General features: G+C 74.4%; 16 protein-coding genes. 6 read left to right on the forward strand and 10 right to left on the reverse strand.

What is annotated here, in order from left to right; translation table 11 throughout:
- Positions 1-311 precede the first annotated feature (311 nt).
- The 4 genes from ACF9IK_RS32275 (at position 312) to ACF9IK_RS32290 (ending at position 5,425) form a co-directional block, all read left to right on the forward strand.
- Complete coding sequence (locus tag ACF9IK_RS32275; protein WP_395297607.1) at positions 312-2,438, forward strand: phosphatase PAP2 family protein; 2,127 nt, start codon at positions 312-314, stop codon at positions 2,436-2,438.
- A 112-nt stretch (positions 2,439-2,550) separates the two neighbouring features.
- Entirely contained in the window at positions 2,551-3,462 is a 912-nt protein-coding gene (locus tag ACF9IK_RS32280; RefSeq protein WP_395297608.1) for a LysR family transcriptional regulator, read from the forward strand.
- A gap of 185 nt (positions 3,463-3,647) precedes the next feature.
- Entirely contained in the window at positions 3,648-4,340 is a 693-nt protein-coding gene (locus ACF9IK_RS32285) for a ribonuclease H family protein (protein ID WP_395297609.1), read from the forward strand.
- 185 nt (positions 4,341-4,525) lie between these two features.
- Positions 4,526-5,425, forward strand: a complete 900-nt coding sequence (locus tag ACF9IK_RS32290; RefSeq protein ID WP_395298737.1) for a Gfo/Idh/MocA family protein — start codon at positions 4,526-4,528, stop codon at positions 5,423-5,425.
- A gap of 211 nt (positions 5,426-5,636) precedes the next feature.
- Here the strand turns inward: ACF9IK_RS32290 and ACF9IK_RS32295 are convergent, their stop codons facing one another.
- From ACF9IK_RS32295 to ACF9IK_RS32320, 6 genes are all read right to left on the reverse strand, one after another.
- The gene (locus ACF9IK_RS32295) at positions 5,637-7,097 is read right to left on the reverse strand and encodes a patatin-like phospholipase family protein (protein WP_395297610.1); all 1,461 of its coding nucleotides are present in this window, start codon (positions 7,095-7,097) and stop codon (positions 5,637-5,639) included.
- Between the two features lie 2 nt (positions 7,098-7,099).
- Complete coding sequence (locus ACF9IK_RS32300) at positions 7,100-8,230, reverse strand: ComEC/Rec2 family competence protein (RefSeq protein ID WP_395297611.1); 1,131 nt, start codon at positions 8,228-8,230, stop codon at positions 7,100-7,102.
- A complete protein-coding gene (locus tag ACF9IK_RS32305; protein WP_395297612.1) occupies positions 8,227-10,971 on the reverse strand; it encodes a hypothetical protein in 2,745 nt (914 codons plus the stop codon). The genes ACF9IK_RS32300 and ACF9IK_RS32305 overlap by 4 nt, the downstream gene beginning before the upstream one ends.
- Positions 10,972-11,530: 559 nt before the next feature.
- On the reverse strand, positions 11,531-11,782 hold the full coding sequence (locus tag ACF9IK_RS32310) for a hypothetical protein (RefSeq protein WP_395297613.1): 252 nt from the start codon (positions 11,780-11,782) through the stop codon (positions 11,531-11,533).
- 86 nt (positions 11,783-11,868) lie between these two features.
- Entirely contained in the window at positions 11,869-12,129 is a 261-nt protein-coding gene (locus tag ACF9IK_RS32315; RefSeq protein WP_395297614.1) for an amphi-Trp domain-containing protein, read from the reverse strand.
- A gap of 136 nt (positions 12,130-12,265) precedes the next feature.
- On the reverse strand, positions 12,266-13,189 hold the full coding sequence (locus ACF9IK_RS32320) for a LysR family transcriptional regulator (RefSeq protein ID WP_395297615.1): 924 nt from the start codon (positions 13,187-13,189) through the stop codon (positions 12,266-12,268).
- A gap of 71 nt (positions 13,190-13,260) precedes the next feature.
- Between ACF9IK_RS32320 and ACF9IK_RS32325 the strand changes: the two genes are divergently transcribed.
- Positions 13,261-14,250, forward strand: coding sequence for an SDR family NAD(P)-dependent oxidoreductase (locus ACF9IK_RS32325; RefSeq protein WP_395297616.1), 990 nt, complete (start codon positions 13,261-13,263; stop codon positions 14,248-14,250).
- A gap of 73 nt (positions 14,251-14,323) precedes the next feature.
- On the opposite strand, the gene ACF9IK_RS32330 is transcribed toward ACF9IK_RS32325, so the two are convergent.
- From ACF9IK_RS32330 to ACF9IK_RS32340, 3 genes are all read right to left on the reverse strand, one after another.
- Positions 14,324-15,907, reverse strand: a complete 1,584-nt coding sequence (locus tag ACF9IK_RS32330; protein ID WP_395297617.1) for an APC family permease — start codon at positions 15,905-15,907, stop codon at positions 14,324-14,326.
- Between the two features lie 160 nt (positions 15,908-16,067).
- Positions 16,068-17,429 (reverse strand): M14 family metallopeptidase, encoded by a 1,362-nt coding sequence (locus tag ACF9IK_RS32335; protein WP_395297618.1) that lies wholly within the window; start codon positions 17,427-17,429, stop codon positions 16,068-16,070.
- Between the two features lie 232 nt (positions 17,430-17,661).
- Positions 17,662-18,057, reverse strand: a complete 396-nt coding sequence (locus ACF9IK_RS32340; protein ID WP_395297619.1) for a fic family toxin-antitoxin system, toxin component — start codon at positions 18,055-18,057, stop codon at positions 17,662-17,664.
- Between the two features lie 134 nt (positions 18,058-18,191).
- On the opposite strand from ACF9IK_RS32340, the gene ACF9IK_RS32345 reads away from it, so the two are divergent.
- On the forward strand, positions 18,192-18,734 hold the full coding sequence (locus ACF9IK_RS32345) for a GNAT family N-acetyltransferase (RefSeq protein WP_395297620.1): 543 nt from the start codon (positions 18,192-18,194) through the stop codon (positions 18,732-18,734).
- Positions 18,735-18,773: 39 nt separating this feature from the next.
- On the opposite strand, the gene ACF9IK_RS32350 is transcribed toward ACF9IK_RS32345, so the two are convergent.
- On the reverse strand, positions 18,774-21,029 hold the full coding sequence (locus ACF9IK_RS32350) for an MMPL family transporter (RefSeq protein ID WP_395297621.1): 2,256 nt from the start codon (positions 21,027-21,029) through the stop codon (positions 18,774-18,776).
- Positions 21,030-21,223 lie beyond the last annotated feature (194 nt).

Raw genomic sequence — 21,223 nt, forward strand, 5'->3', positions numbered from 1 at the left:
CACCAGACCACCTGCCCCACCCTCCCGCCGGGAGTGGGAAGTCGGCCCGTCCGACTTCCCACTCCCAAGGCGGCGGCGGTGGGCGTTGTGGTTTCCCGGCCTGCCGACCTCCGCCCGCCGGGCGCGCGGCGTCCCTCCCGCGGCCACCCGTGCGGCGCCGTTCGGGGTGCGGTGTGGGCGCCGACGGCCGAGAGTCGGCAGGAGGCGACGACCAGCCCCGCGGCCGCGGGCCGGCGTGCGGGCCCGGCTTCGGGCACCCGCGCCGGCACCGTCCGCCGGATCGGGCCCGCGGGCGCGGCGAGAGGAGCAGGATGCCCCCGAGCAGGGCGGTGCGGGGATCCACGGCCGGATCCCCGCCCGGGCTGCGACGGGGCAGGGCTCCCGCCGTGCTCGCGTCCTGCTGGGTGGTGGCACTCGCCGCGACCGCCACCGCCACCTGGACGACCCTGGGCGATGCCGCCGACGACCGACCGGCACTTCCGCTGCCGGTCGGCACCTGGCCCTCCACCGCCACCCGGGTCGGCCTGCTGATCGCCGCCCTCGCCGCCGTCACCGGCCTCGGCGCCCTGATCGGCCGCAACCCGCCGCCCGGCGTCCGCGCCCCGGCCGGGCTCTGGCCGCTCGCCGCCGCGGCGTTCCTGATCAGCGCCGAGCTGCGCGGCCACCCCGCCGACGCGGTCCTCGGCGTGACCACCGCCGTCCTCGTCCTGCTCGACCTCCTGCCCCGCGGGCTCCCGCCCCGCAGGACCCCGCCGCACCGGGGCTCGCCGCCGGACGGCCCGGGGTGCCGTCCCCCCGCCCCACCGCACGCCTTCCCGCGCGGCGTGGCGCTCGGCGTGGCCATCGCGCTGCACCCCGCCCTGGTGCTGTTCGCCGCGGCCCTCCCGCCACCGCCCGCCGGGCGGCGGACCACCCGCACCGCCCGATCGGCCCCCGCCCTGACCGCCGTCGCCGTGGCCGTCCTGCTCCTCGCCGTCGCGCAGCTCGCCGACCCCGCCGCCGGCGGCGCGTTCCGCCACCGGCTGGCCGACCACGGCGTCATCGCCGACCCGGGCAACGAGACCGCACTCGGCGTGCTGACCCGCCTCGGCCTGCACGGCCCGCCGCTCATCGCCCTCTGGACCGCCGTCGCCGCCGCCGCGGCCGCGCTCGCGCTGCGCCGGGGCCACGCGCTGGCCCGCGACCGCCAGCACCTGCTCGCCGCCGGCGTCGTCGGCTGCGCCACCCTGATCGTCGCCCCCGTCGCCGGCCCGGCCGACCTCTGCTGGCTGCTGCTCGCCGCCACCGGCCGCCTCGGGCGCCGCCCGGAGGACCGCGCCCTCTGGCCGGTCGTCGCCGTCACCGTCGCCCTGCTGCCCAGCACCCTGCTCGACCCCGGCATCGAACCGGTCAGCGGCCTGCTGCTCCGCAAGGCCCCCACCCTGCTGGCCCTCGCCGCCGCCACCGCCCTCCCGTTCCGCCGGCGAGACGACCCGCTCTGGCACCTGGCCCGCACCCCCGCACCGCCTCCGCGCCGTCGCCCCCTGCTGCGCGGCGTGCCGCTCCTGCCCGCCCGGCTGCGAACGGTGTCGCGTCCGAACCTCGTACTGGAACTGGTCCTCATCCAGGTCGGCTACGGCGTCTACTCCTACATCCGCAACGCCGCCCCCGACCGCCTCGCCACCGCCACCGACCACGCCCGCTCCCTCTACGGGCTGGAGCAGACCCTGCGACTGGACATCGAGCCCGCGATGAACGGCTGGTACCTGCGCAGCGGTGACGACCTGATGCGCGCGGCACAGCAGTACTACACGACGATGCACTTCACGATGGTGCTGCTGGTCCTGGTCTGGCTCTACACCCGGCACCCGACCCACTACCGCACCGGCCGGACCGTCCTGTTCGCCGCCACCGGCCTCGCGCTGCTCGGCTTCTGGGGCTACCCGCTGGCGCCGCCCCGCCTGGTGCCGGAGCTGGGGCTGCGCGAGTACCCGGCCGGTGCGCCGGAGGATGCCCCGCTCGGCGCGCTGACCGCCCTCACCAACCAGTACGCGGCGATGCCGTCCCTGCACATCGGCTGGGCCTGCTGGTGCGCGCTCGCGGTCGCCACCACGACGCGACGCCACTGGCTCCGGGCGGCGGCGCCGCTGTATCCGGTGGTCACCTTCGTCGTGGTGGTGGCCACCGCCAACCACTGGGTGCTGGACGCGGTCGGCGGGGTGGCGGTGCTGCTGGCGGGCTGCGTGGTCCAGTACGTGCTGACCGGCAGGCTGCTGCTGGACCAGGAGGCGGCTCTCCCGGCGCCGCGGCCGGTGCCCACCGCCGCCTCGGTGGACGGGTTCGCGGCCCGTGACAGGCCCGACCGGCCGGACCGGCCCGACCTGCCCGGCCGACCCGACCGGGCAGGTCGGCCCGGGCGGTCCGGCCCGCCCGACCGGCCGGACCACGGGGACGGCTGACGGGCCCGACCCCGGCCCGCCCGTCGCCCGCAGCCCACCGGCCCTCACCGGCGGTTCCGCACCGTCCCGGCACCCGTCCCGGCCAAGCGCGCCACGCTGGCAGAATTGGCGTGTGATCGACGCAAGACGGCTGCGGACCCTGCGGGCCGTGGCGGACCACCGGACCGTGACCGCGGCCGCGGCCGCCCTCTACCTCACCCCCTCGGCGGTGTCCCAGCAGTTGGCGGCGCTCGAACTGGAGACCGGCCACCACCTGCTCGCCCGCGAGGGCCGGGGCGTCCGGCTCACCGCCGCCGGAGAGATCCTGCTCGGCCACGCCGACGTGGTCCTCGCCCAGCTCGAACGCGCCGAGGCCGATCTCGCCGCCTACTCCGCGGGCGTCTCGGGCGAGGTCACCGTCGCGTCCTTCGCCACCGGCATCTCGCTCGTCCTCGCCCCGGCCATCGGCACCCTCGCAGACCGGGCACCCGGCGTCCGCCTCAAGGTGCTCGACGCCGAGGGCGACGCCAGCCTCCCGATGGTCCTGGACGGCCGCGCCGACCTGGCGGTGGCCGTCGAGTACCGGGGCGCGCCCCGGGCGGACGACGCCCGCCTCACCCGCGTGCCGCTGTACGCGGAGCCGTTCGAGGCGGTCCTGCCGCTCGGCCACCCGCTGGCCGAGTCCGAGGGCCCGATCGCGGTCGCCGACCTCGCGGACGAGCCGTGGATCGGCCCGTACCCCGGCAACCCCTGCCACGACGTGGTGCTGCTCGCCTGCGAGCACGCCGGCTTCCAGCCGCGCCTGGTGCACTCCTCCGACGACTTCCGCGCCGTGGTCGCCCTCGCCTCCGCCGGGGCGGGCGTCGCGCTGGTGCCGCGCTCGGCCCTGCTCGGGGTGGACCTCGGCCGGGCCGTCGTCCGGCCGGTGGACAGCGCGCTCGCGACCCGCCGCGTGTTCGCCGCGGTGCGTGCCGGAGCGGACGGGCACCCCCTGATCCGTCCGGTTCTGGACGCCCTGGCCGAGGCGGCCGCGGCCACCGCCTGAGCACCGGGCCGGGGGTGGGCCGCAGCGGCACGGCGACCGCGAACCCGTCCCGCCGCACGGGTGACTGCACCGCGGCTCCGGGGGCGGCCGACGGGTCCGCGGCCGGATCACCGACGACCACCGCCTCGCCGTGAGCCCGCGACGGGCTTTGGCCTGCGGCTCCTGTTCCCTGGCATGATCGGTGCATGGTCGAACGAGTCATTGCAGCGTGTGACGGAGCAGCCAAGGGCAACCCGGGCCCGGCCGCCTGGGCCTACGTGGTCGCGGACAGTGCCGGGGTGCCGCAGCGCTGGGAGTCCGGCGCGCTCGGGCGCAGCACCAACAACATCGGCGAGCTGACGGCGCTGCAACAACTGCTGACCGCGACGGACCCGGCGGTGCCGCTGGAGGTCCGGCTCGACAGCACGTACACCCGCGACGCCGTGACGAAGTGGCTGGTCGGCTGGAAGCGCAACGGCTGGAAGACCGCCGCCGGCAAGCCGGTGGCCAACCAGGAGCTGATCCAGAGCATCGACGCGCTCCTGGAGGGCCGCGACGTCACCTTCGTCTACGTCGCCGCCCACCAGGTCGACGGCGACCCGCTGAACGCCATCGCCGACAAGGCCGCCAGCGACGCCGCCCGCACCCAGGAGAGCGCCGCCGGGACCGCCACCGACCTCCCCGTCCCCGACCCGGTGCCGGCCGCCGTCTCCCGCCCGGCCCGCGCGGCGTCCTCCGCCGCTGCGGCGAAGCGGAAGGCGGGCTCCGGCGGCTCCCGTACCCTCGCCGCCCGCTACCCCGGCACCTGCCCGTGCAGCCGCCCCTACGCCAAGGGCGACAAGATCACCAAGGTCGGCAGCTCCTGGGGCCACCCCGAATGCGCCCCCGCCTCCGCCTGACCCCGTCGGCACCGGCTCGGCGGTCGGCCCGGAGAAGCCCGCCCGCCTGACCTCGTCGGGAGCCCGGGACGGAGGAGTCTCACACGGGCCCGGGCCGTGGAGATCGGCGCATAGGGTTGGGGTGGCTGATGATCGTTCGCGAGGCTGGAGATGTCATGAGTGAGAACGCTGCCCCCGATGCCCTGCTGCCGGTCGGGGTGATCGGGCTCGGTGACATCGCGCAGAAGGCGTACCTGCCGGTCGTCGCCGCGCTGCCGGGCTTGGACCTGCGGCTGATGACGCGGGACCGCGCGAAGCTCGACCGGATCGGGGACGCCTACCGGATCGGGGCGGGCGGGCGGTTCACCGATCTCGGGGAGCTGATCGGCAGCGGGATCCGGGCGGCGTTCGTGCACGCGGCGACCGAGCAGCACGTGCCGATCGTGGAGCAGTTGCTGACGGCCGGCGTCGACGTGTACGTCGACAAGCCGCTGGACTACACGATCGACGGGGCCCGGCGGCTGGTGGACCTCGCCGATCGCACCGGGCGTTCGCTGATGGTGGGGTTCAACCGGCGCCACTCGCCCGGGTACCTGCTCGCCAAGGAACGGCCGCGCGATCTGATCGTGCTGCAGAAGAACCGCGAGGGGCTGCCGGAGGCGGCCCGGAGCCTGGTCTACGACGACTTCATCCACGTGGTCGACACGCTGCGCTTCCTCGTCCCCGGGGAGATCGAGCAGGTGGACGTGCGCTCCCGGGTGCAGGACGGCCTGGTGGAGCACCTGGTGCTGACGCTGGGCGGGGAGGGCTTCACGGCGCTGGGGATCATGAACCGGGTCTCCGGGTCGACGGAGGAGGTCCTGGAGGTCTCCGGCGGCGACTCCAAGCGCGAGGTCCACAACCTCGCCGAGGTGATCGACCACCGCGGCCAGCCGACGGTCCGGCGGCGCGGCGACTGGGTCTCGGTGGCGCGGCAGCGCGGGATCGAGCAGATCGTGCTCGCGTTCCTGGACGCGGTGCGCGGGGGCAAGGTGCTCGACGCCCACGACGCGCTGCGGACGCACGAGTTGTGCGAGCTGATCGTGGAGCGCATCGAGGTGGGCTGAGCCGGCCCGGTGATCCTGTGCGCGGGTGAGCCGGTGAGCGGCGAGGAGGCGGGCCGCCGGGGGCCGTGAGGTGCAGCCTCGGCGGGTTGCGGAAGAAGCAGGGCATCACGGACGGCAGGTACGTCGACACCGCGGAGGGCGCCGCCGAGGACAAGCGGATCGGCCGGACGGAGAGCACTCCTGCGAGGCGCTCGGCGCGCTGGGCGCGGTGTCAGGGTGCGTCGGCGGTGAGGTCGAGGAAGTACTCGCGCTTCGGAAGGGCGGCCGGCAGCGGGTAGTCGAGCAGGACGTGCAGGTTGCACGCGGCGAGGGTGTAGGCGTGTAGGAGCAGGTCCGCAGTGGCGTCGGGGCCGAGCTTGCGCAGCACGGTCCTGGTGGTGCGGCTCCGCTCCGCCCGCTCCCGCCACACCGCGCGCTGCTCCTCGTCGCGGCCGAGCAGGTCGAGCACCTCGTTGGCCCGGGCGGCCCGGGCGGCGCGCTCAGGCCCGGTGCCGCCCCCGCCGTCGGCAGCGTAGGCCGTGCCGGCCGCGTTCGCGTACGCGTCCGCCACGCGGTACGGAGACTGCGCGATGTGCACCAGCGCGCCGACCGGGCCGCCGTCCAGGGCCGCACGGTGGGACCCCCGCACCAGCGTGCTGCGCCGCTGGTTGGTGCTGACGTCGTACATCACGCTCTTGATGCGGACCAGCGCCAGCAGTTCACCGAGCACGGGAACGCGCGATGCGGGGAACGGTTCCCACGTCATCCCGGCCGAGGCGTTGACGACGACGATCTCGTCGACCCCGTAGTCGGCGGGCGGGTGGACGGGGCGGCGGGCCCGTTCGCCGAGCCCCACCAGCCACTGGTCCGCCATGTTGTCGTACACCCCGCCGTCCGTGACCACCATGTCCGTCGCGGACGGTGCGGACGGTCCGGAGGGCGCGGACGCGCCGGTAGCAGCGGCCACTGCGGTCCCGCCCCCGGCCGTGAAGCGGTGGCGGTCCGCGGGGAGTCGCCGGACGGCGAACGCGCCCGGCAGGCAGGCCGAGGCCTGGACCGCCGTGGAGAGCGGGAGGTCGCCCGGCTCGCCCGTGCCGAAGCGGAACCCGTAGACGAACGAGGGGGAGAAGTAGAAGTGGTCCCCGCTCTGCAGCTCGGTCGTGCAGAAGACGTGGTCGACGGAGCGCCGCACGTCGGCGAGTGCGGTCGGGGCGCCGCTGCGGTGGAAGAACTCGCGCGCGAGCGCCCTGTCCACGACGACGCTGCGCCGCTGGAAGTACAGCAGCGCGCCGGCCAGGAGCAGCAGCCCCGAGGCGAGGAGGGTGCCGGAGACGAGGCGGAGGCCTTCGACGGCGGTGGCGACCACCCCGGCCAGCAGTGCCACGACCGCCAGGCCGGCGAGGGCGAAGAGCGAGCGCACGTACCGGTTGGTGGACGGCCCCCAGAAGAACAGGCCGGTCCGGGCGCAGTGCCGGATCAGCGGGCGGACGCGTTCGGCGAAGTCCCCGCCGGGGTCCTGCCGGAAGTCGGTCTCATGGGCGACCACGCCGTTGGCGACCGAGCCGCCGGACACCGAGGAGATCGCCACGACGTCCCGGTGACGACCGGTCTCGGCGAGGTAGAGCAGGGCGCCGATGCCCCACATGGTGGCGCGGTAGCCGCCACCGGAGATGGCCACACCGATGCGGGCCATGGTCAGACCTCCACGGTCGTGCCCGCTGCCGCCGTTGCCGGATAGACCGCGGTGTAGCGGCGCTCGCGCTGTCGCGCGGGGTCGGACCACGGCTCCGTCGTGCGGCTGCGGTAGTTGAAGACGAGCTCGGCCTGCGCGGCGTCGGCGTCGGGGCCGACGGGCCGGGCCGCCTCGTCGAGGCGGCCCACCGCGGCGAGCATGCGGTCGATCGCCGCCGCGTCGGGGTGGTTGAACTTGTCCCCGTTGGTCGAAATGAGGAAGCGGCGGGTGTCGAGCCGCGACAGCAGGTCGTCCGTGACGTTGGCGGCGCTGCCGTGGTGCGGGACCTTGACGGCGCCGACCGCGAGCCTGGTTCCGCCGAGCCGGCTCAGCAGGCGGTCCAGGCCGCGGGCGAGGACCTTCCCGTGGCCGTCGCCGGTGAGCAGCAGTCGGTGTCCGTCGTGCTCCAGCAGGAAGGCGATGCTCGAACCGTTCGGCACGGACGTGTCCAGCCGTTCGCCGCCGAGGAGGTCGGCGGCGAGGCCGCGCAGGCTCTTGCGGTGAGCCAGTCGGTCGAGCGCCTCGTCGGGCATCCCGGGGGTCACGCCGAGGTTCCTCAGCACCTTGCCCCATTCCTTGAGCAGTTTGTCCAGTTCGGGCAGGCCAGGGGAGACCAGGGTCGCCCGGGCGCCTCCGGGCAGGTCGGCGGACGGGAGCGCGCCCTGGGCCGGAAGGCAGACGGCGCGCGGCGGCCTCCCCCGGGCGGGAGAGCCGAAGGCGGCGTTCCAGGAGAGCCGTTGGCTGTCGATGAGCGCCTGGAGCATCTCGCCCTGGTCGGCCCCGAGCAGGCCGGCGCGCTCGGAGATCTGCGGCCAGCCGTTGAACCACAGGTCGTCGATCGAGAGCTTCAGCGCGGCGCGGTCCTGGAGGAGGCGGACGACGCCCTCGATGTGGTCGGCGTCCACGTGGGTCGCCACCAGGACGTCCAGGTGGCGGCTGCGCGGCGGCAGTGCCTTCACCCGCTCGAAGACGGCCCGGTAGGTGGGGCTCGGGCCGGCGTCGACCAGCATGCGGTGGACGTCCGTTCCGCTGCCGGGCCACTCGATCCACAGCGCGTCGCCGTGCGCCGCGGGCAGCATCTCCACAGTGATCACGGGGTGCCTCCCTGTCGACTGCCGACCAGCCAGCGGGCGTCGCCGAAGGCCACCACCGCCATCGCGAGCGTGTAGCCGAGGGCGAGCAGTCGCCGCCGGATGTCGCGGACCAGCTCGCCGATCCTTCTGTCCGTGCTGGTGTTCTCGGCGAGCATCACGGCGGCGATGCCCGCCATCACCGCCGCCTGCCGCCCGAGGGTCGGTACCAGCGTCCCGACCACGACGGGAGCGCTCTTCTCCAGGAACCTCGCCGCCACGTTCTGCCAGCTGATGTCCTCCTGGATCGTGTTGCAGCCGAGCAGCATGACGATCGGACCGGTCTCGCGGTCGTGCCGGTCGGAGACGATGTCCCGGCGGTCGATCTGGAGCGACGCCAGCTTGCTCGGGCGGCTGATCCGGCCGATCTGCAGGACGGGGGTGAGCCCTTGGTCGCGCGCGTTGTGGGCTACGGCCAGCAGCAGGGCGGGGCCTTCAGTCCGGACCACCCTCCGCCAGTCCCGCCAGCTCTCGACGACGTACACGTGGTCGCCGCCCAGCGAGCCGCGGAGGCTGCCGACCGCGCCGTCCCGGTCGGCCCCCCGGACGATCTCGCTGGCCGCGAAGAGGACGCTGTTCACCGGGCGCAGGGAGCCGGCGGCGTCCGGTGGGGCCGCTTCGACGACGGTGTGGTCGAGCCTGCGTTCCACCCGGCGTTCGATGACCATGCGGATGCCCCAGAAGCCGAGCGGGCAGATCGTCCGGCGGCCGTTGACGGTGGGACGGCGCGAGCGGCGGCAGGTGCACGTGCCGGTTTCGAGGGCGCGCTGCCATCCGGCGCAGAGCCGGGCGTTGTCGGCGGGGTAGCCGTAGTCGTAGACGAACTCCAGCGGCCAGAGCTCGGCGGCCTCGGCCGACACCACCTGGAGGGATGTGGCGTCCTCCAGGCCGCCGTGCCGCTGCTGCTCCAGCTGGGCGAAGAGGAAGCTGCCCTGCTGGGCGAGACCGCGGAGCAGCGAGTCCGGGGTGGTGGGCACCGACCCGGACCCGTCGTCGGCGGCGTCGGCCGCGGCGTCCGCGTTCACGGCCGAGAGGAGGTGGTCGCGGATCCTGGCCCGGAACCGGTCGAGATCCGGGACCCTGACCGGGATGCGGTTCCCTCCGGTCATGATCACGGCATTCTCGCCGTCGATGATCCGGATCATCGCCTCGGGGCTCCCGGGGTCCTGGCCGGGCGGCTCGGCGAGGGAGCTGAACGCCTCGCCGTTGATCGAGATCTCCCGTCCGTCGAGGGCCGCGTCGGTCGCGTCGGCCGGGCCGCTGATCTCCAGCCGCTGCAGCAGGCGGTTCCGGTGGAAGACCCGGGCGGTGCAGCGGATCTCCCGTTCCTGCGCGCCGACCTCGACGGGGAAGACGGCCTCGCTGGAGGCGCCCCGCCGGGGCAGGGTGATGTTCATCGGCTCGTGGAGGAACGCCTGGTCCCGCTCCTCGTCGAAGACGACCGTGAGACGTGCCTCCCCGTCCCGGAAGTCCAGGTTCTGCTCGGGGAACCCCGTCGCCAGCGCGTGCCACTCGGCGCTGACCGGTCCCACCCGGATGTGGACGTCGTTGACGGCGGACGCGCGGAAGGCGTGCAGACGCCGCTCGCCGGACTCCTGGTCGCTGACGAGTGCCTGGAGGAAGCGGGCATTGGCCCGGCCCGGCGCCACCCCGGCGCGGTGGATCTCGCGGAAGGCCTCGGTGACCGCCCCGTCGAGTCTTCGTCCGAGGAATCGGGCGGTGGCGGCTTCCACGGCGATCCCGTGCGTGACCTCGGTGACCGGTGCCGGGCCGTCGGGAAGGTTCAGGACGCGCGCTGTGTCGGCGCCGAACGCGATGGTCAGCGGATCCCCGTGTTGGGGCATGCGCACGTGGGCCGCGGAGTCCGCGTCCCGTACGGCGTCGGCCACGGCGCCGTGCTCGGCGATCCTCGGGTGGGCGACCGTCAGCCACGAGCCCGCGCGGCCCGCCGCCTCGTCGAGCGGGAGGTTGTCGGCGAGGTTGCGGATGAGCCGGTCGAGCCAGTCGACGGCGTCGGTCGCCGAGAGGTCGGCGACGACCCAGCCGGCGGCGCCCAGATTGCGCGCGGCCGCGTCGAGCCGGGTCAGCTCGCGGCGGTCGGGCGGTCGGGGGCCGCACCAGGCGAGGCAGGCGGCGCTGAGGCCGCCGCCCGCGGTCAGCACGTCGAGCTCGGCGGCGCTGGAGACGGCCAGGACGTCGCAGTCGCCGTCCTGTTCGCCGAGGGTGTACGCGTCGATCAGCGGGGCGATCCCCTCGTCGTGCGTCAGGACGTCGAACAGGCCCTCGGCCGCCCCGGCGGTGACGGTGCAGACCCGCAGTGGCCACGACCAGTGGGGCTCCGGCTGCAGCGTGTCGTCCGCGACGAAGACGGCGCCGACTGCGGGACGCGCCTGGCCTAACCGCGTCATCAGCGCGTGCCGGCCCGCGCGCGGCACGCCGTGCAGTGCCAGCCGCACGGGCTCGGTCCCGCTGCTCGCGGACTCGGTCCAGGTGCGGCTCAGGTCCACCTGCAGGTCGGCGTCGTCGAGCAGCCGTGCGGGAATGTCGGGGGACCAGCGCCACTCCCACGGCCGCCCCGGAGCGGGCAGGTCGACCGTGACGCGGCCGTCCCGCGTGGGGGCTCCGGTCAGGCCCCGCCAGTCCACGACACCCGCGACGGCCAGGGCCTCCGGGCTGACGGAGAGGATGCCGCGCAGCTTCACCATGGGAGACCTCCCCAGTGGCTCCGTGGGGAGGCCGGCCACCGCTCGGGTCGATCTCCCGACACCTCCCACTCTCCCACGTATCGGGCGTGGTGGAACGATCGGATCCGGGCCGGCCGGCGTGACGGAGGACGGGTGAGCCGACGGTCGGCGCGCTGGACGTCGAACCGTCGACCACGCGGCCCGGCGGGCCCGGGCCCGGGCCGGGACGCTCCGATCCCGCCGTGCGGAGGGGCGTGACGAGGCTTCGGACCAGCGCGGACTGCAGCACGGTAGCGTTACGTTGAGGTGTCATGTACGCTGCGTGTCGCTGGTTGAACAGAAGGCGGGCCTGGTCGCCACTCCGTGGGGGGAGTCACGTCCAGGCCCGGTCGCCGGCCAGGGCCCGGTTGCGCTCGTGGGGGAGCTTCAGCCGGGCCCATCGGTGGGCTAACGAGGTCATGCCCATTCTGACGGTGTTTCAGTCATGACAACTTCCACGACAATCCCCGGCCGGGGCCGAGGGCGACGCCCGGGGAGCCCTCCCGGGGTGCGGGACCGTTCCCGGCGCACCCCGCGCCGCCTACCAGAAGTCCGCGTCCTCGCCCGTCCCGGCGTCCTGGTCGTCGTTCAGGACCGGCCGCGGGGCCGCCGCCTCCGGGCCCCCGTAGAGGTCGTCGTCGGCGCCGTAGACGCCGCTGTCCGCGCTGCGGGTCGCCTCGGCACGGGTCCGGTGGCCCTCGCCCCCCGACCGCCCCGCGAAGAGGTCGTCGGGGGCCGCTTCGTCCACCTCGGACAGGTGATCCAGCCTGTCCCGCTGCTCGTCACCGGTCATCTGATCTCCTCCGTCGATGCCCCGGATCACCTCCCCACCCCCGGCCGCGGCACCTCGGCCGGGGGTGGGGGCGAGCGCGCCACCGGTCAGCCGCTGTGGCCGCCGGAGGCCGCCGCGCTCCACGCGGTGGGCCACTTGAACTCGATCTCCAGCTCGATCTCCCCCTCGCCGACCTCGACCTCGATCTCGGTCTTCAGCTCCTCGGGGACCCGCAGGGTCATCGTTCCGGGGCCGAGATCGAGCTCGGCGCTGCCGCCGTGCCGCAGCGCCGCCGCGAGTGCTTCGAGCTGATCGGCGGCTTCGAGGCGGGACAGCGAACGCTTCTGCTCGAACTTGAGGTCCTTCACGGCACGCTCCAATCCACGGGGAACACTCCTCGCGCTTCCAGCCTGCGCGCCCCGGGCGGCATCGGCACCTCGTCGCCCTCTCCATCCGGCCGGCGGCCGGGCACGCCGGCCGTGGTGCGCCTCGCGCGCAGCGCCCTCACGGGGCCGCGTCCAGGTCGATCGCCGCGGTCCGGAGCGCACGGGCGACCCGTGCGGCGGGCTCGGTGAGCGGGCCCGGGGTGCGGGCGAGCACCACGCGGCGCAGCTCCTGCGGACCGCCGCGCACGGGGAGGATCCGCACCCCCTCTGGTGCGGCCGGGGCGAGCACCCCCGGGACGGTGGTGATCCCGAGGCCGGCGGCGACCAGGTGCAGCTTGGCCAGCCAGTCGCGGGCGGTGTGGGCGATCTCGGGCCGCTCGTCCAGGCCGGGCCAGACGCCCATCAGCTGGTCCTCGCCGGCGCTCGGCGCGGTGATCCAGCGCTGGCCGCGCAGGTCGGCCACGTCGACGAAGTCCCGGTGGGCCAGCGGGTGCCCGGCGGGGACGGCCAGGCGCAGGCTGCGCTCGGTGAGCGTGCGCACGGCGAGCGCGGGCGTCTCGGCGTCCAGGGGCCGGAACGGCGGCGCGGAGGCGAGCACCGCGAGGTCGACGCGGCCGGCCCGCAGCGCCCGCACCAGGGCCGGGGTGGTGCCTTCACGGGTGACGACGGTGATCGCGGGGTCGGTGCGGCGCAGGGCGCTCAGGGCGCGGGGCAGCAGGACGGCGCCGGCGCTGGGGAACCACCCCACGTGGACGGTCCCGGCCCGGGCGGGCAGACCGGAGAGCTCCCGGGCGGCGGCGTCGATCTCGTCCAGGACGACGGCCGCCCGGCGCAGCACGATCCGGCCTGCCGGGGTCAGCCGCACGCCGCCGCGACGCCGCTCCAGGAGCGGGGCGCCGGCCATCCGTTCGATCGAGGCGATCTGCCGGGAGACCGCGGACTGGGTGTACCCCAGCTCGGCGGCCGCGGCCGTGAACGTCCCCTGCTCCGCGACGGCCCGCAGGACGCGCAGGGCGGTCAGTGACACCTCGGTGAAGTCCATGACGTCTACGCATACCACCTGTGCCTGACTTTCGTTGGACTCATGCAACGGCGCTTCCTAGCGTGGAGGGCATGACGAACACCGCGAGCACCGCAGGAACCGTAGGCACCGCAGGAACCGAAGCCATCGCAGGAACCGACAGCACCGCCACCACCGCGGCCGCCGCCGGAGCCGCGCGCCCCGCCCGGATCGCCCTCGTCACCGGGGCGAACCAGGGTCTGGGCCGCGCCCTGGTCGAGGGCCTGGCCGCGCGGATGGCACCCGAGGACCTCGTTCTGCTGACCGGCCGTCACGCCGGGCGGGTGGCCGACGCCGCCCGCGAGGTGGCCGGGGCCCCCGCCACCCGCGCCCGCGTCGAGGGGCGCATCCTCGACGTCGCCGATGCCGACGCCGTCGCCGCCCTCGCGGCCGGGCTGGCCGAACGCCACGGCGGCGTGGACGTCGTCGTCTCCAACGCGATCGCCCCGTTGCTGCCCGACCGCTCCCAGGCCGAGCAGGCCGACGAGTTCATCGACGTCGCCAACGGCGGCACCCACGCCGTGCTCCGCTCCTTCGGCCCGGTGCTGCGCCCCGGCGGCCGGCTGCTCGTCGTCGCCAGCGGGCTGGGCACGCTCGGATTCCTGCCGCCGCGGCTCCAGCCGCTGTTCGACGGGGCGAGCCTGGAGCAGATCGAGTACGCCGTGGAGTCCTGGCGCAGCGCCGTGCACGCGCGGACGGTGGTGGAGTCCGGCTGGCCGCTCTGGGTCAACATTCCGTCCAAGGTGGCCCAGGTCGCCGCGGTGCGGGCGGTGGCGGACGCGCGGCGCGAGCGCGACCTCGCCGAGGGGACGCTGGTCGCTGCGGTCTGTCCGGGCATGGTGGACACCCGGGCGTCCCGGCCGTGGTTCACCGACTACAGCGGGGCGCAGACCCCGGCCGAGGCCGCCCGTGCCGTCCTCGACCTGGTCCTGGCCGACGGCGTGGACCCTGCGTACTACGGCGAGTTGGTTCAGTTCGGCAAGGTCCTGCCGTGGACCGGCGGCGCACCGCTCACCGAGCAGGACGCCCTGCTCACCCCGTGACCGCACGGCGGCCCGGCCGGGCCCGGGGGCACCCGCGCCCCCGGGCCCGGCCGGATCCGGTAGCGGCTAGGGGCTACGGCGCGTCGGCCGGATCGGCGACGCTGACGGGCACGTCCGGGTGCCGGAACCAGGAGCCCTGCACCGCCCACTGGACGATCATCAGTACGACCCCGATGGCGAGGGCGCCGATGCCGATCACGGTGACGCCGCCGGTCTCGCCGAAGATCGGCAGGTCGATGGAGGTGGCGCCGTAGTCGGGGTCGGCGTAGACGTCGAAGGCGCCGTAGCAGAAGAAGTACAGCAGCATCAGACCGCCGGCCAGCGGCGCGAGGCCCTTGAACAGGAAGTCGCGCACGCTGCGGGTGAGGACCTTGCGGTAGTACCAGACGCAGGCGAAGCCGGTGAGGCCGTAGTAGAAGGCGATGGCCAGGCCGACCGAGGCGATCGAGTCGGCCAGTACGTTGCCGCTGATCGCGGTGAGCAGCACGTAGAAGGCGATCGAGGCGATGCCCATGCCGACGGTCGACCAGGTCGGGGTGAGGTGCCGCGGGTGGACCCGCGCGAACTCGTCGGGGATGGCCTTGTGCGCGGCCATCGAGAAGGTGGTCCGGGCGGTCGGCAGGATGGTGGTCTGGGTGGAGGCGGCGGACGACGTCAGCACCATGAAGATCAGCAGCTTGGTCAGGAACCAGCCCAGGCCGGTGGAGCCGAAGACGGCGCCGCCCAGTGCGGAGAGCACGTCCCCCGAGTTCTCCTCGTTGCCGAGCCCGATCCCCTCGGTGCCGATGCCCGCGAAGGCCTGGGCGGAGGTGGACGCCAGCGCGTAGATGAGCAGCAGCAGGACCGTCGAGATGACGGCGGCGCGGCCGGGGGTGCGGGCGGCGTCGGCGGTCTCCTCGTTGACCGAGACCGCGGTGTCCCAGCCCCAGTAGATGAAGACGGCGGCCAGGATGCCGGCGGTGAAGGCGGTCGACGAGGCGACGTCGAAGGGGTTGAACCACGAGGCGTCGACCTCGATCGCGGTGGGCGGCGGGTTCTCGCCGTAGACCTTGACCAGCGCCGTCACCGACAGCAGCACCAGCATCACGACCTCGATCGCGAGCAGCCAGCGCTGCAGGGCCGCGGAGATCTCGATGCCGATGTAGCAGATGGCGGTCATCACGACGATCCAGACCACCCCGGCCGCGGTGGTCCAGGCCGTGCTCTCGGCGAGGCCGTTGAAGCCGAACAGCCGGAAGCCGTACACACCGGCGATCTGCGCCAGGTTGGCCATCACGATGATGTCGGCCGCCACGATCCCCCAGCCGCCCAGCCACCCGGTACGCGGCCCGAAGGCGCGGGCGCCCCACGTGAACGTGGTGCCGCAGTCCGGGTCCGAGGCGTTGAGCTCCTTGTAGGCGAAGGCGATCAGCAGCATCGGGATGAAGGCCAGGATGGTGATGATCGGTGCCTGCAGCCCGACGCCGACCACGATGATGCCGAGCGTGGCGGCGAGGCTGTACGCCGGCGCGGTCGAGGCGAGGCCGATCGCGACGGACGAGACCAGGCCCAGGGCGCCGGTCTTGAGGCCCTTCTCACCGGCCCCGGAGCTGGCCGCGGTCGGCGCGGACAGCGGGGACGGCGGGGGCGAGGGACGTTCTCCAGGGGGGCCGTTCATCGTTCCCACCTCCCGATCCAGTGCGCGTCCGGGGCGCGGCGGCACCAGAGGGGGGCCGGACCACCTCAGCGTACGACGCGGGCCGGGCCCCTTCCTGGGGGATCGTCCGACCGGGTGGCCGGGGGCGGTGTGACCCGTCAGCCGTCGGCTTGTGCTGCCGTCAGCTCGTGATGCCGCAGTACTGCTGCTGCTTGCCGATCGCGCGGTACATGCAGTCGGCCGTCTCCACCAGCCGCAGCACGGCCTCGCGGTTGCGGCTGGTCTCGCGCCCGATCACCTCGTCCGGCGGGTAGAAGCCGCTGCTGCCGTTCGGCCCGGGGTACATCTCGAAGGTGAAGGCGAAGATCCGGTGCGCGCCCCACAGCCAGTCGTCGATCGAGCCGTCCGTGATGTAGAGGTCGCTGGACTGCTCCGGCGTGTAGCCGTTGGTGCCGGCCATGGTCCGGCCGAAGGTTGCGAAGGTGTCGGCCTCGTCGGCGGTCATCCCGGTGGCCGTGTCCGCGGTGGTCCAGCCGAACGGCCAGAGCACCAGTTCGCTGTAGGTGTGGAAGTCGATGGCCGCGGTGATCTGCTGCCTGCCGCCGACCACCCGGCTGCGGACGAAGTCGGCGACCACCTTGGTCTCCCGGGCGGACTCGGGGGCGGCGCCCCGGTACGTCTCGCTGGAGGTGGAGCCGGAGGAGCCGCCGCAGCAGCCCCACCGGTAGTCCCAGTTGCGGTTCAGGTCGGTGCCGATGTGGCGGCTGCCGCTGTTGGGCTGGCGGTCCTTGCGCCAGCTTCGGTAGCGCCCGGTGGCGATGTCGTACTCGCCGCCGTCCGGGTTGAGGTCGGGGACGACCCAGATCTCCCGGCTGTTGACGGCGTTCGCGATCCGGCTGTCGGTGGCGTACTTGTCCCCGAACTCGTGCAGCAGGTAGAGCGCCATCTCGACGGTGAGGTGTTCGCGGGCGTGCTGGTGGGCGGTGAACAGCACCTCGGGTTCGTTCTCGTCCGTGCCGACGTTGTCGCTGATCTTGACGGCGACGATCGGGCGGCCCTCGTACGAGGTGCCGATGACCCGCTTGCTCATGATGTCGGGGTGCGCCGCGACGACGGCGTCGATGTCGGCGGCGGCCTCCGCGTAGTTGTGGTAGCCGGAGTCGGACGAGGGGAAGTCGTCGATCGCCGCGCCGACGGACTCCGCGGCCGGGTCCTCGGCCTGCGGCGGGGCGGGCAGCGGGGTGGGGGACCAGCCGAGCGCCCGCAGCCGGGCGGCCTCGGCGGGGGAGGCGGTGATCACCACCGAATCGGGCCGGACGGCGTCGACGGAGGCGCCGGTCGCCGCGATGGCGGTGCGCTCGGCGACGGTGCGGGGGCCGTCGACGACGTACTGCCGGGCGGTTTCCTCCTGGGCGGTGGCCGTGGTGGCCGCGCCGGCGGCGGCGGGGTGCGCGGTGGCCTGGGTGCTGAGCGGGGATGCGAGGGCGAGGGCCAGCAGGACGGCGGTGACCGCGGCGGGCTTCCCTCGGCGGGGCAGTCGCATGACTGTCCTCCTGTGGGGGTCCGTAGGGACGGAACGGGGAGGAGGTGCGGCGCGCCAGCATGATGGTCCGTCAGTGTCATGCGTTCGTCAATGGGCTTGGCGCGGGCGGGACTTCAGCGGGGGCGCCGCCCGCCGGCGTGGGCGCGTGGGCGGGGCGCCGCCGGGCTCCGGTTCGGGCCTCGCAGTGCCGGCCGGCGGGCCCGGGGGCGACGGCCTCGGCGAAGGGCGGGCGTCAGCGGTACCAGGTGCGGATGGCGGCGGCGGTCTCGCGGACGTCGGCCCGCCCGTCGCGGATCCGCGCGGCGAGGTCGACCGCAGCCCCGGGCTCCGCGGTGACGATCACCCCCGAGGCGCTCAGGTAGGAGGCGGCGACGACGGCGGCGTAGTGCTCGTTGCCGAACTCCAGCGCCGGGACACGGATGAGCTGGTGCATCAGGGCGGCCGCCCGCTGGTGCAGTTCCCCGTACACGGGCACGCCCATGACCTCGTCGGCGTGACGGGCCACCGCAGCGGCGAGGGTCCCGTAGTCCGTGACGTCCGGATCGGCCTGCAGGTGCTCGTGGGCGATCTCCAGCAGCCAGGCCCGGTCGATGCGCAGGATCACGTCGAGCAGCGTAGCGATGTGCACCGGTCGCTACAAGTGACGATGGCGCACCCCTGCGTCGCCGCGGTACGCGGCCCCGCCCGCTGGGCGGGTGCGTGTGCCGGGGCCGTAGGCTGAAGGCTTCAGGCGTCCCGGTGGTCATCGGGGGTGCAGGTGCGGTGGACCCCGTTGCGGCGGGCGAGTGGGGGGACGGCGTGGCGTACCGGATCGAACGGATCGGGACCGAGGACTGGGAGCGCCTGCGGCGGGTGCGGCTGGCACAGCTGCTGGACACCCCGACGGCGTTCATGGAGACCCACGCGAGGGCGCTCGCGTTCGGCGAGGACGAGTGGCGTTCGCGGGCGGCGCGGGTCAATGAGCCGGGAGCCATCGGGCTGGTGGCCGTGGACGAGGCCGGCGAGTGGGTCGGCACGATGATCTCGTTCGCCTCCGGGCCGGAGAGTGCCGTGCTGGTCGGCGTCTGGGTGGATCCCGAGCACCGCGGCCGCGAGCGCGGGGTGACGGACCGCCTGCTGGACGGCGTCGTCCGGTGGGCGCGGACCGAGGCCGGGGCGCGCCGGCTGGTGCTGACCGTGCACGAGGACAACCCGCGGGCGACGGCCTTCTACCGGCGGCGCGGTTTCGAGTTCACCGGTGAGTCCGAGCCCTACGGGCTGGACCCGGGAAGCCTGCTGGTCGAGATGGCCCTGCCGCTCGCCTGACGGGCCGGCGGGCCCCCGTACCCGAGCCGCCGCGCCGGCTCAGCCCGGTTTCTCCTCGACCGCCGCAACCTCGCCCTCACCCTCGGTGTCGATGTGCGGCAGCACCCGGTCGAGGAAGCGCGGCGTCCACCAGGCCGCGGCGCCCAGCAGCGTCATCACCGCCGGCACCAGCAGCAGCCGGACGACGGTGGCGTCGATCAGCACGCTGACGGCCAGGCCGAGGCCCATCATCTTGATCACGATGTTGTCGCTGACGATGAAGGCGGCGAAGACGCTCACCATGATCAGTGCGGCGCAGGAGATCACCCGGGCGGTGATCTCCAGGGCGTGCGCGACGCTGCCGTGGCTGTCCCCGGTCCGCAGCCACGCCTCGTGGACGCGGGAGAGCAGGAAGATCTCGTAGTCCATGCTCAGGCCGAAGACGATCGCGAACATCATCATCGGCACGTAGCTCTCGATCGGCACCGTCCCGGACACCCCGAGCGCCGGCCCGCCCCAGCCCCACTGGAACACCGCGACCACCACGCCGTACGAGGCCGCGATCGACAGCAGGTTGAGCACCGCCGCCTTCACCGCGATGAGCAGGCCGCGGAAGACCGCCAGGATGATCAGGAACGCGAGCCCCACCACGACCGCGATGATGGGCAGCAGCCGGCTCGACACGATGTCCAGGAACTCCACCTGGGCCGCGGTGGTGCCGGTGAGGTAGGTCTGCGCCCCGGTGCCCGCGACCGCCTGCGGCAGCACGGTGTCCGTGAGGTCGTTGACCAGATCGGTGGTGCTGCGGTCCTGCGGCCGGTCCGCCGGGATCACCGTGTTGAACAGCACCGCGCCGTCCGGGCTGGTCTGCAGCGGGGTGGCGCTCGCCGCGTTCGGCACGCCGGTGAGGGCCTGCTGAACGGCGGACAGGAGCGCCGGCCTGGCGTCGGCGGGGACGGCGCTCTGGTCCACGACCACGGTCAGCGGCCCGTTGGAGCCCGGGCCGAAGGCGTCGGACATCAGGTCGAAGGCGCGCCGGTCGGTGAACGTCGTCGGGTCGGCGCCGTCGTCGATGTGGCCGAGCTGGATCGAGAACAGCGGCACCGTGAGCACCCCGAGGATCACCACGCCCGCCGCCAGGTACCGCCACGGGTTGCGCTCGACCCGCCGGGCGTACCGGTGCCAGACCCCGGTGGCCTCCTCGCCCGGCGCGCTGCCGGTCTCCGCGACCGGCTTGCGTACCGAGAACCGGTCCATCCGACGGCCGATCACGCCCATCAGTGCCGGTAGCAGGGTGATCGCGCCGAGCACGGCCGACACCACGGTGACCGCGGCGGCGGCCCCGAGCTTGGCGATGAACGTGATGCCGGACACCGAGAGCCCGGAGAGCGCGATGATCACCGTGCAGCCCGAGACCAGGACCGCCCGCCCGCTGGTGGCCACCGCCTGTCCGGCCGAGGCCACCGGATCCGCCCCGTCCATCAGGTTCTGACGATGGCGGGTGAGCAGGAACAGCGCGTAGTCGATGCCGACACCGATGCCGATCATCGTGGCGAGGGTGGGCGCGACCGTGGCGAAGGTGGACAGCGCGGCGATCAGGCCGAGCACCCCGAGGCCCACCACCGCCGCGAACAGGGCCGTCAGCAGGGGCAGGCCCGCCGCGATCGCGCTGCCGAAGCCCACCAGCAGGACGACGATCGCCACCGCGAAGCCGATCGCCTCGCTGCGCCGGTCGTCCGGCGTGGGCCGGGCCAGCTCGCCCAGCGGCCCGCCGTACTCCACCTCCACACCGGCCGCCCGCATCGGCGCGACGGCGGCGTCCACGCCGTCCAGGTACTCCTTGCCGAACTCGGCCGGGTTGGTGTCGAACCGGACGGTGATGTAGCCGGTGAGCCCGTTCGCGGAGAGCGGCCCGCCCGGCGGCGCCGGCTGCCCCGCGGGCGGCAGCGGGCTCTGGACCGAGAGGACGTGCGGCAGTTGCTGGAGCGCGGCCACGGACTGGCCGATCTGCGCCTGGAAGCCGGTGAGCGGTTGCGCGTCGTTCAGCACCACCTGGGAGCTGGTGCCCGCGGCGGCCGGCTCGTGCGCCTGCAGCAGCTCCTTGCCCTGCTGCGCCGAGGTCCCCGGCAGCGAGAAGTTGTCGGAGTACGAGCCGCCGACCGTCTTGTTGGCCGCCTGCACCCCGGCGAGGGCGACGACCCACAGCACGATGACGAGCACCGAGTGGCGCGCGCACCACTCGCCCAGCGTGCGCAGGGCCGAGCGCTTGGCCGCCGGCGCGACGGCCGGTGGGGGGCGGCGGGCGGACGGCGGCACGGCGGCTCCTCGGGGTGGGGCTGTCGGCGGGTGCGTGGCTGCGCACCGGTCCGGAGGGTCGTCCCCGCTCCGCCCCGCCGACTCCCGGTGACCGGCCGGTAGTCACCCCGTCAGCCGTGCCCCGGGGCAGCCGGGCGCCCCTGCCCTGGCTCGGGGCGTCCTCCGGAGCGGCCCCGGGGGACGCCCGGCCCCGA

The organism is Kitasatospora hibisci (genome assembly GCF_043950205.1).
GTDB lineage: Bacteria > Actinomycetota > Actinomycetes > Streptomycetales > Streptomycetaceae > Kitasatospora > Kitasatospora hibisci.

Bases quoted from the DNA above. Each gene is read 5' to 3' on its own strand.
- ACF9IK_RS32305 (WP_395297612.1), bottom strand. From the start codon at position 10,971: ATGGTGAAGCTGCGCGGCATCCTCTCCGTCAGCCCGGAGGCCCTGGCC.
- ACF9IK_RS32275 (WP_395297607.1), top strand. From the start codon at position 312: ATGCCCCCGAGCAGGGCGGTGCGGGGATCCACGGCCGGATCCCCGCCC.
- ACF9IK_RS32325 (WP_395297616.1), top strand. From the start codon at position 13,261: ATGACGAACACCGCGAGCACCGCAGGAACCGTAGGCACCGCAGGAACC.
- ACF9IK_RS32310 (WP_395297613.1), bottom strand. From the start codon at position 11,782: ATGACCGGTGACGAGCAGCGGGACAGGCTGGATCACCTGTCCGAGGTG.
- ACF9IK_RS32320 (WP_395297615.1), bottom strand. From the start codon at position 13,189: ATGGACTTCACCGAGGTGTCACTGACCGCCCTGCGCGTCCTGCGGGCC.
- ACF9IK_RS32335 (WP_395297618.1), bottom strand. From the start codon at position 17,429: ATGCGACTGCCCCGCCGAGGGAAGCCCGCCGCGGTCACCGCCGTCCTG.
- ACF9IK_RS32285 (WP_395297609.1), top strand. From the start codon at position 3,648: ATGGTCGAACGAGTCATTGCAGCGTGTGACGGAGCAGCCAAGGGCAAC.
- ACF9IK_RS32295 (WP_395297610.1), bottom strand. From the start codon at position 7,097: ATGGCCCGCATCGGTGTGGCCATCTCCGGTGGCGGCTACCGCGCCACC.
- ACF9IK_RS32330 (WP_395297617.1), bottom strand. From the start codon at position 15,907: ATGAACGGCCCCCCTGGAGAACGTCCCTCGCCCCCGCCGTCCCCGCTG.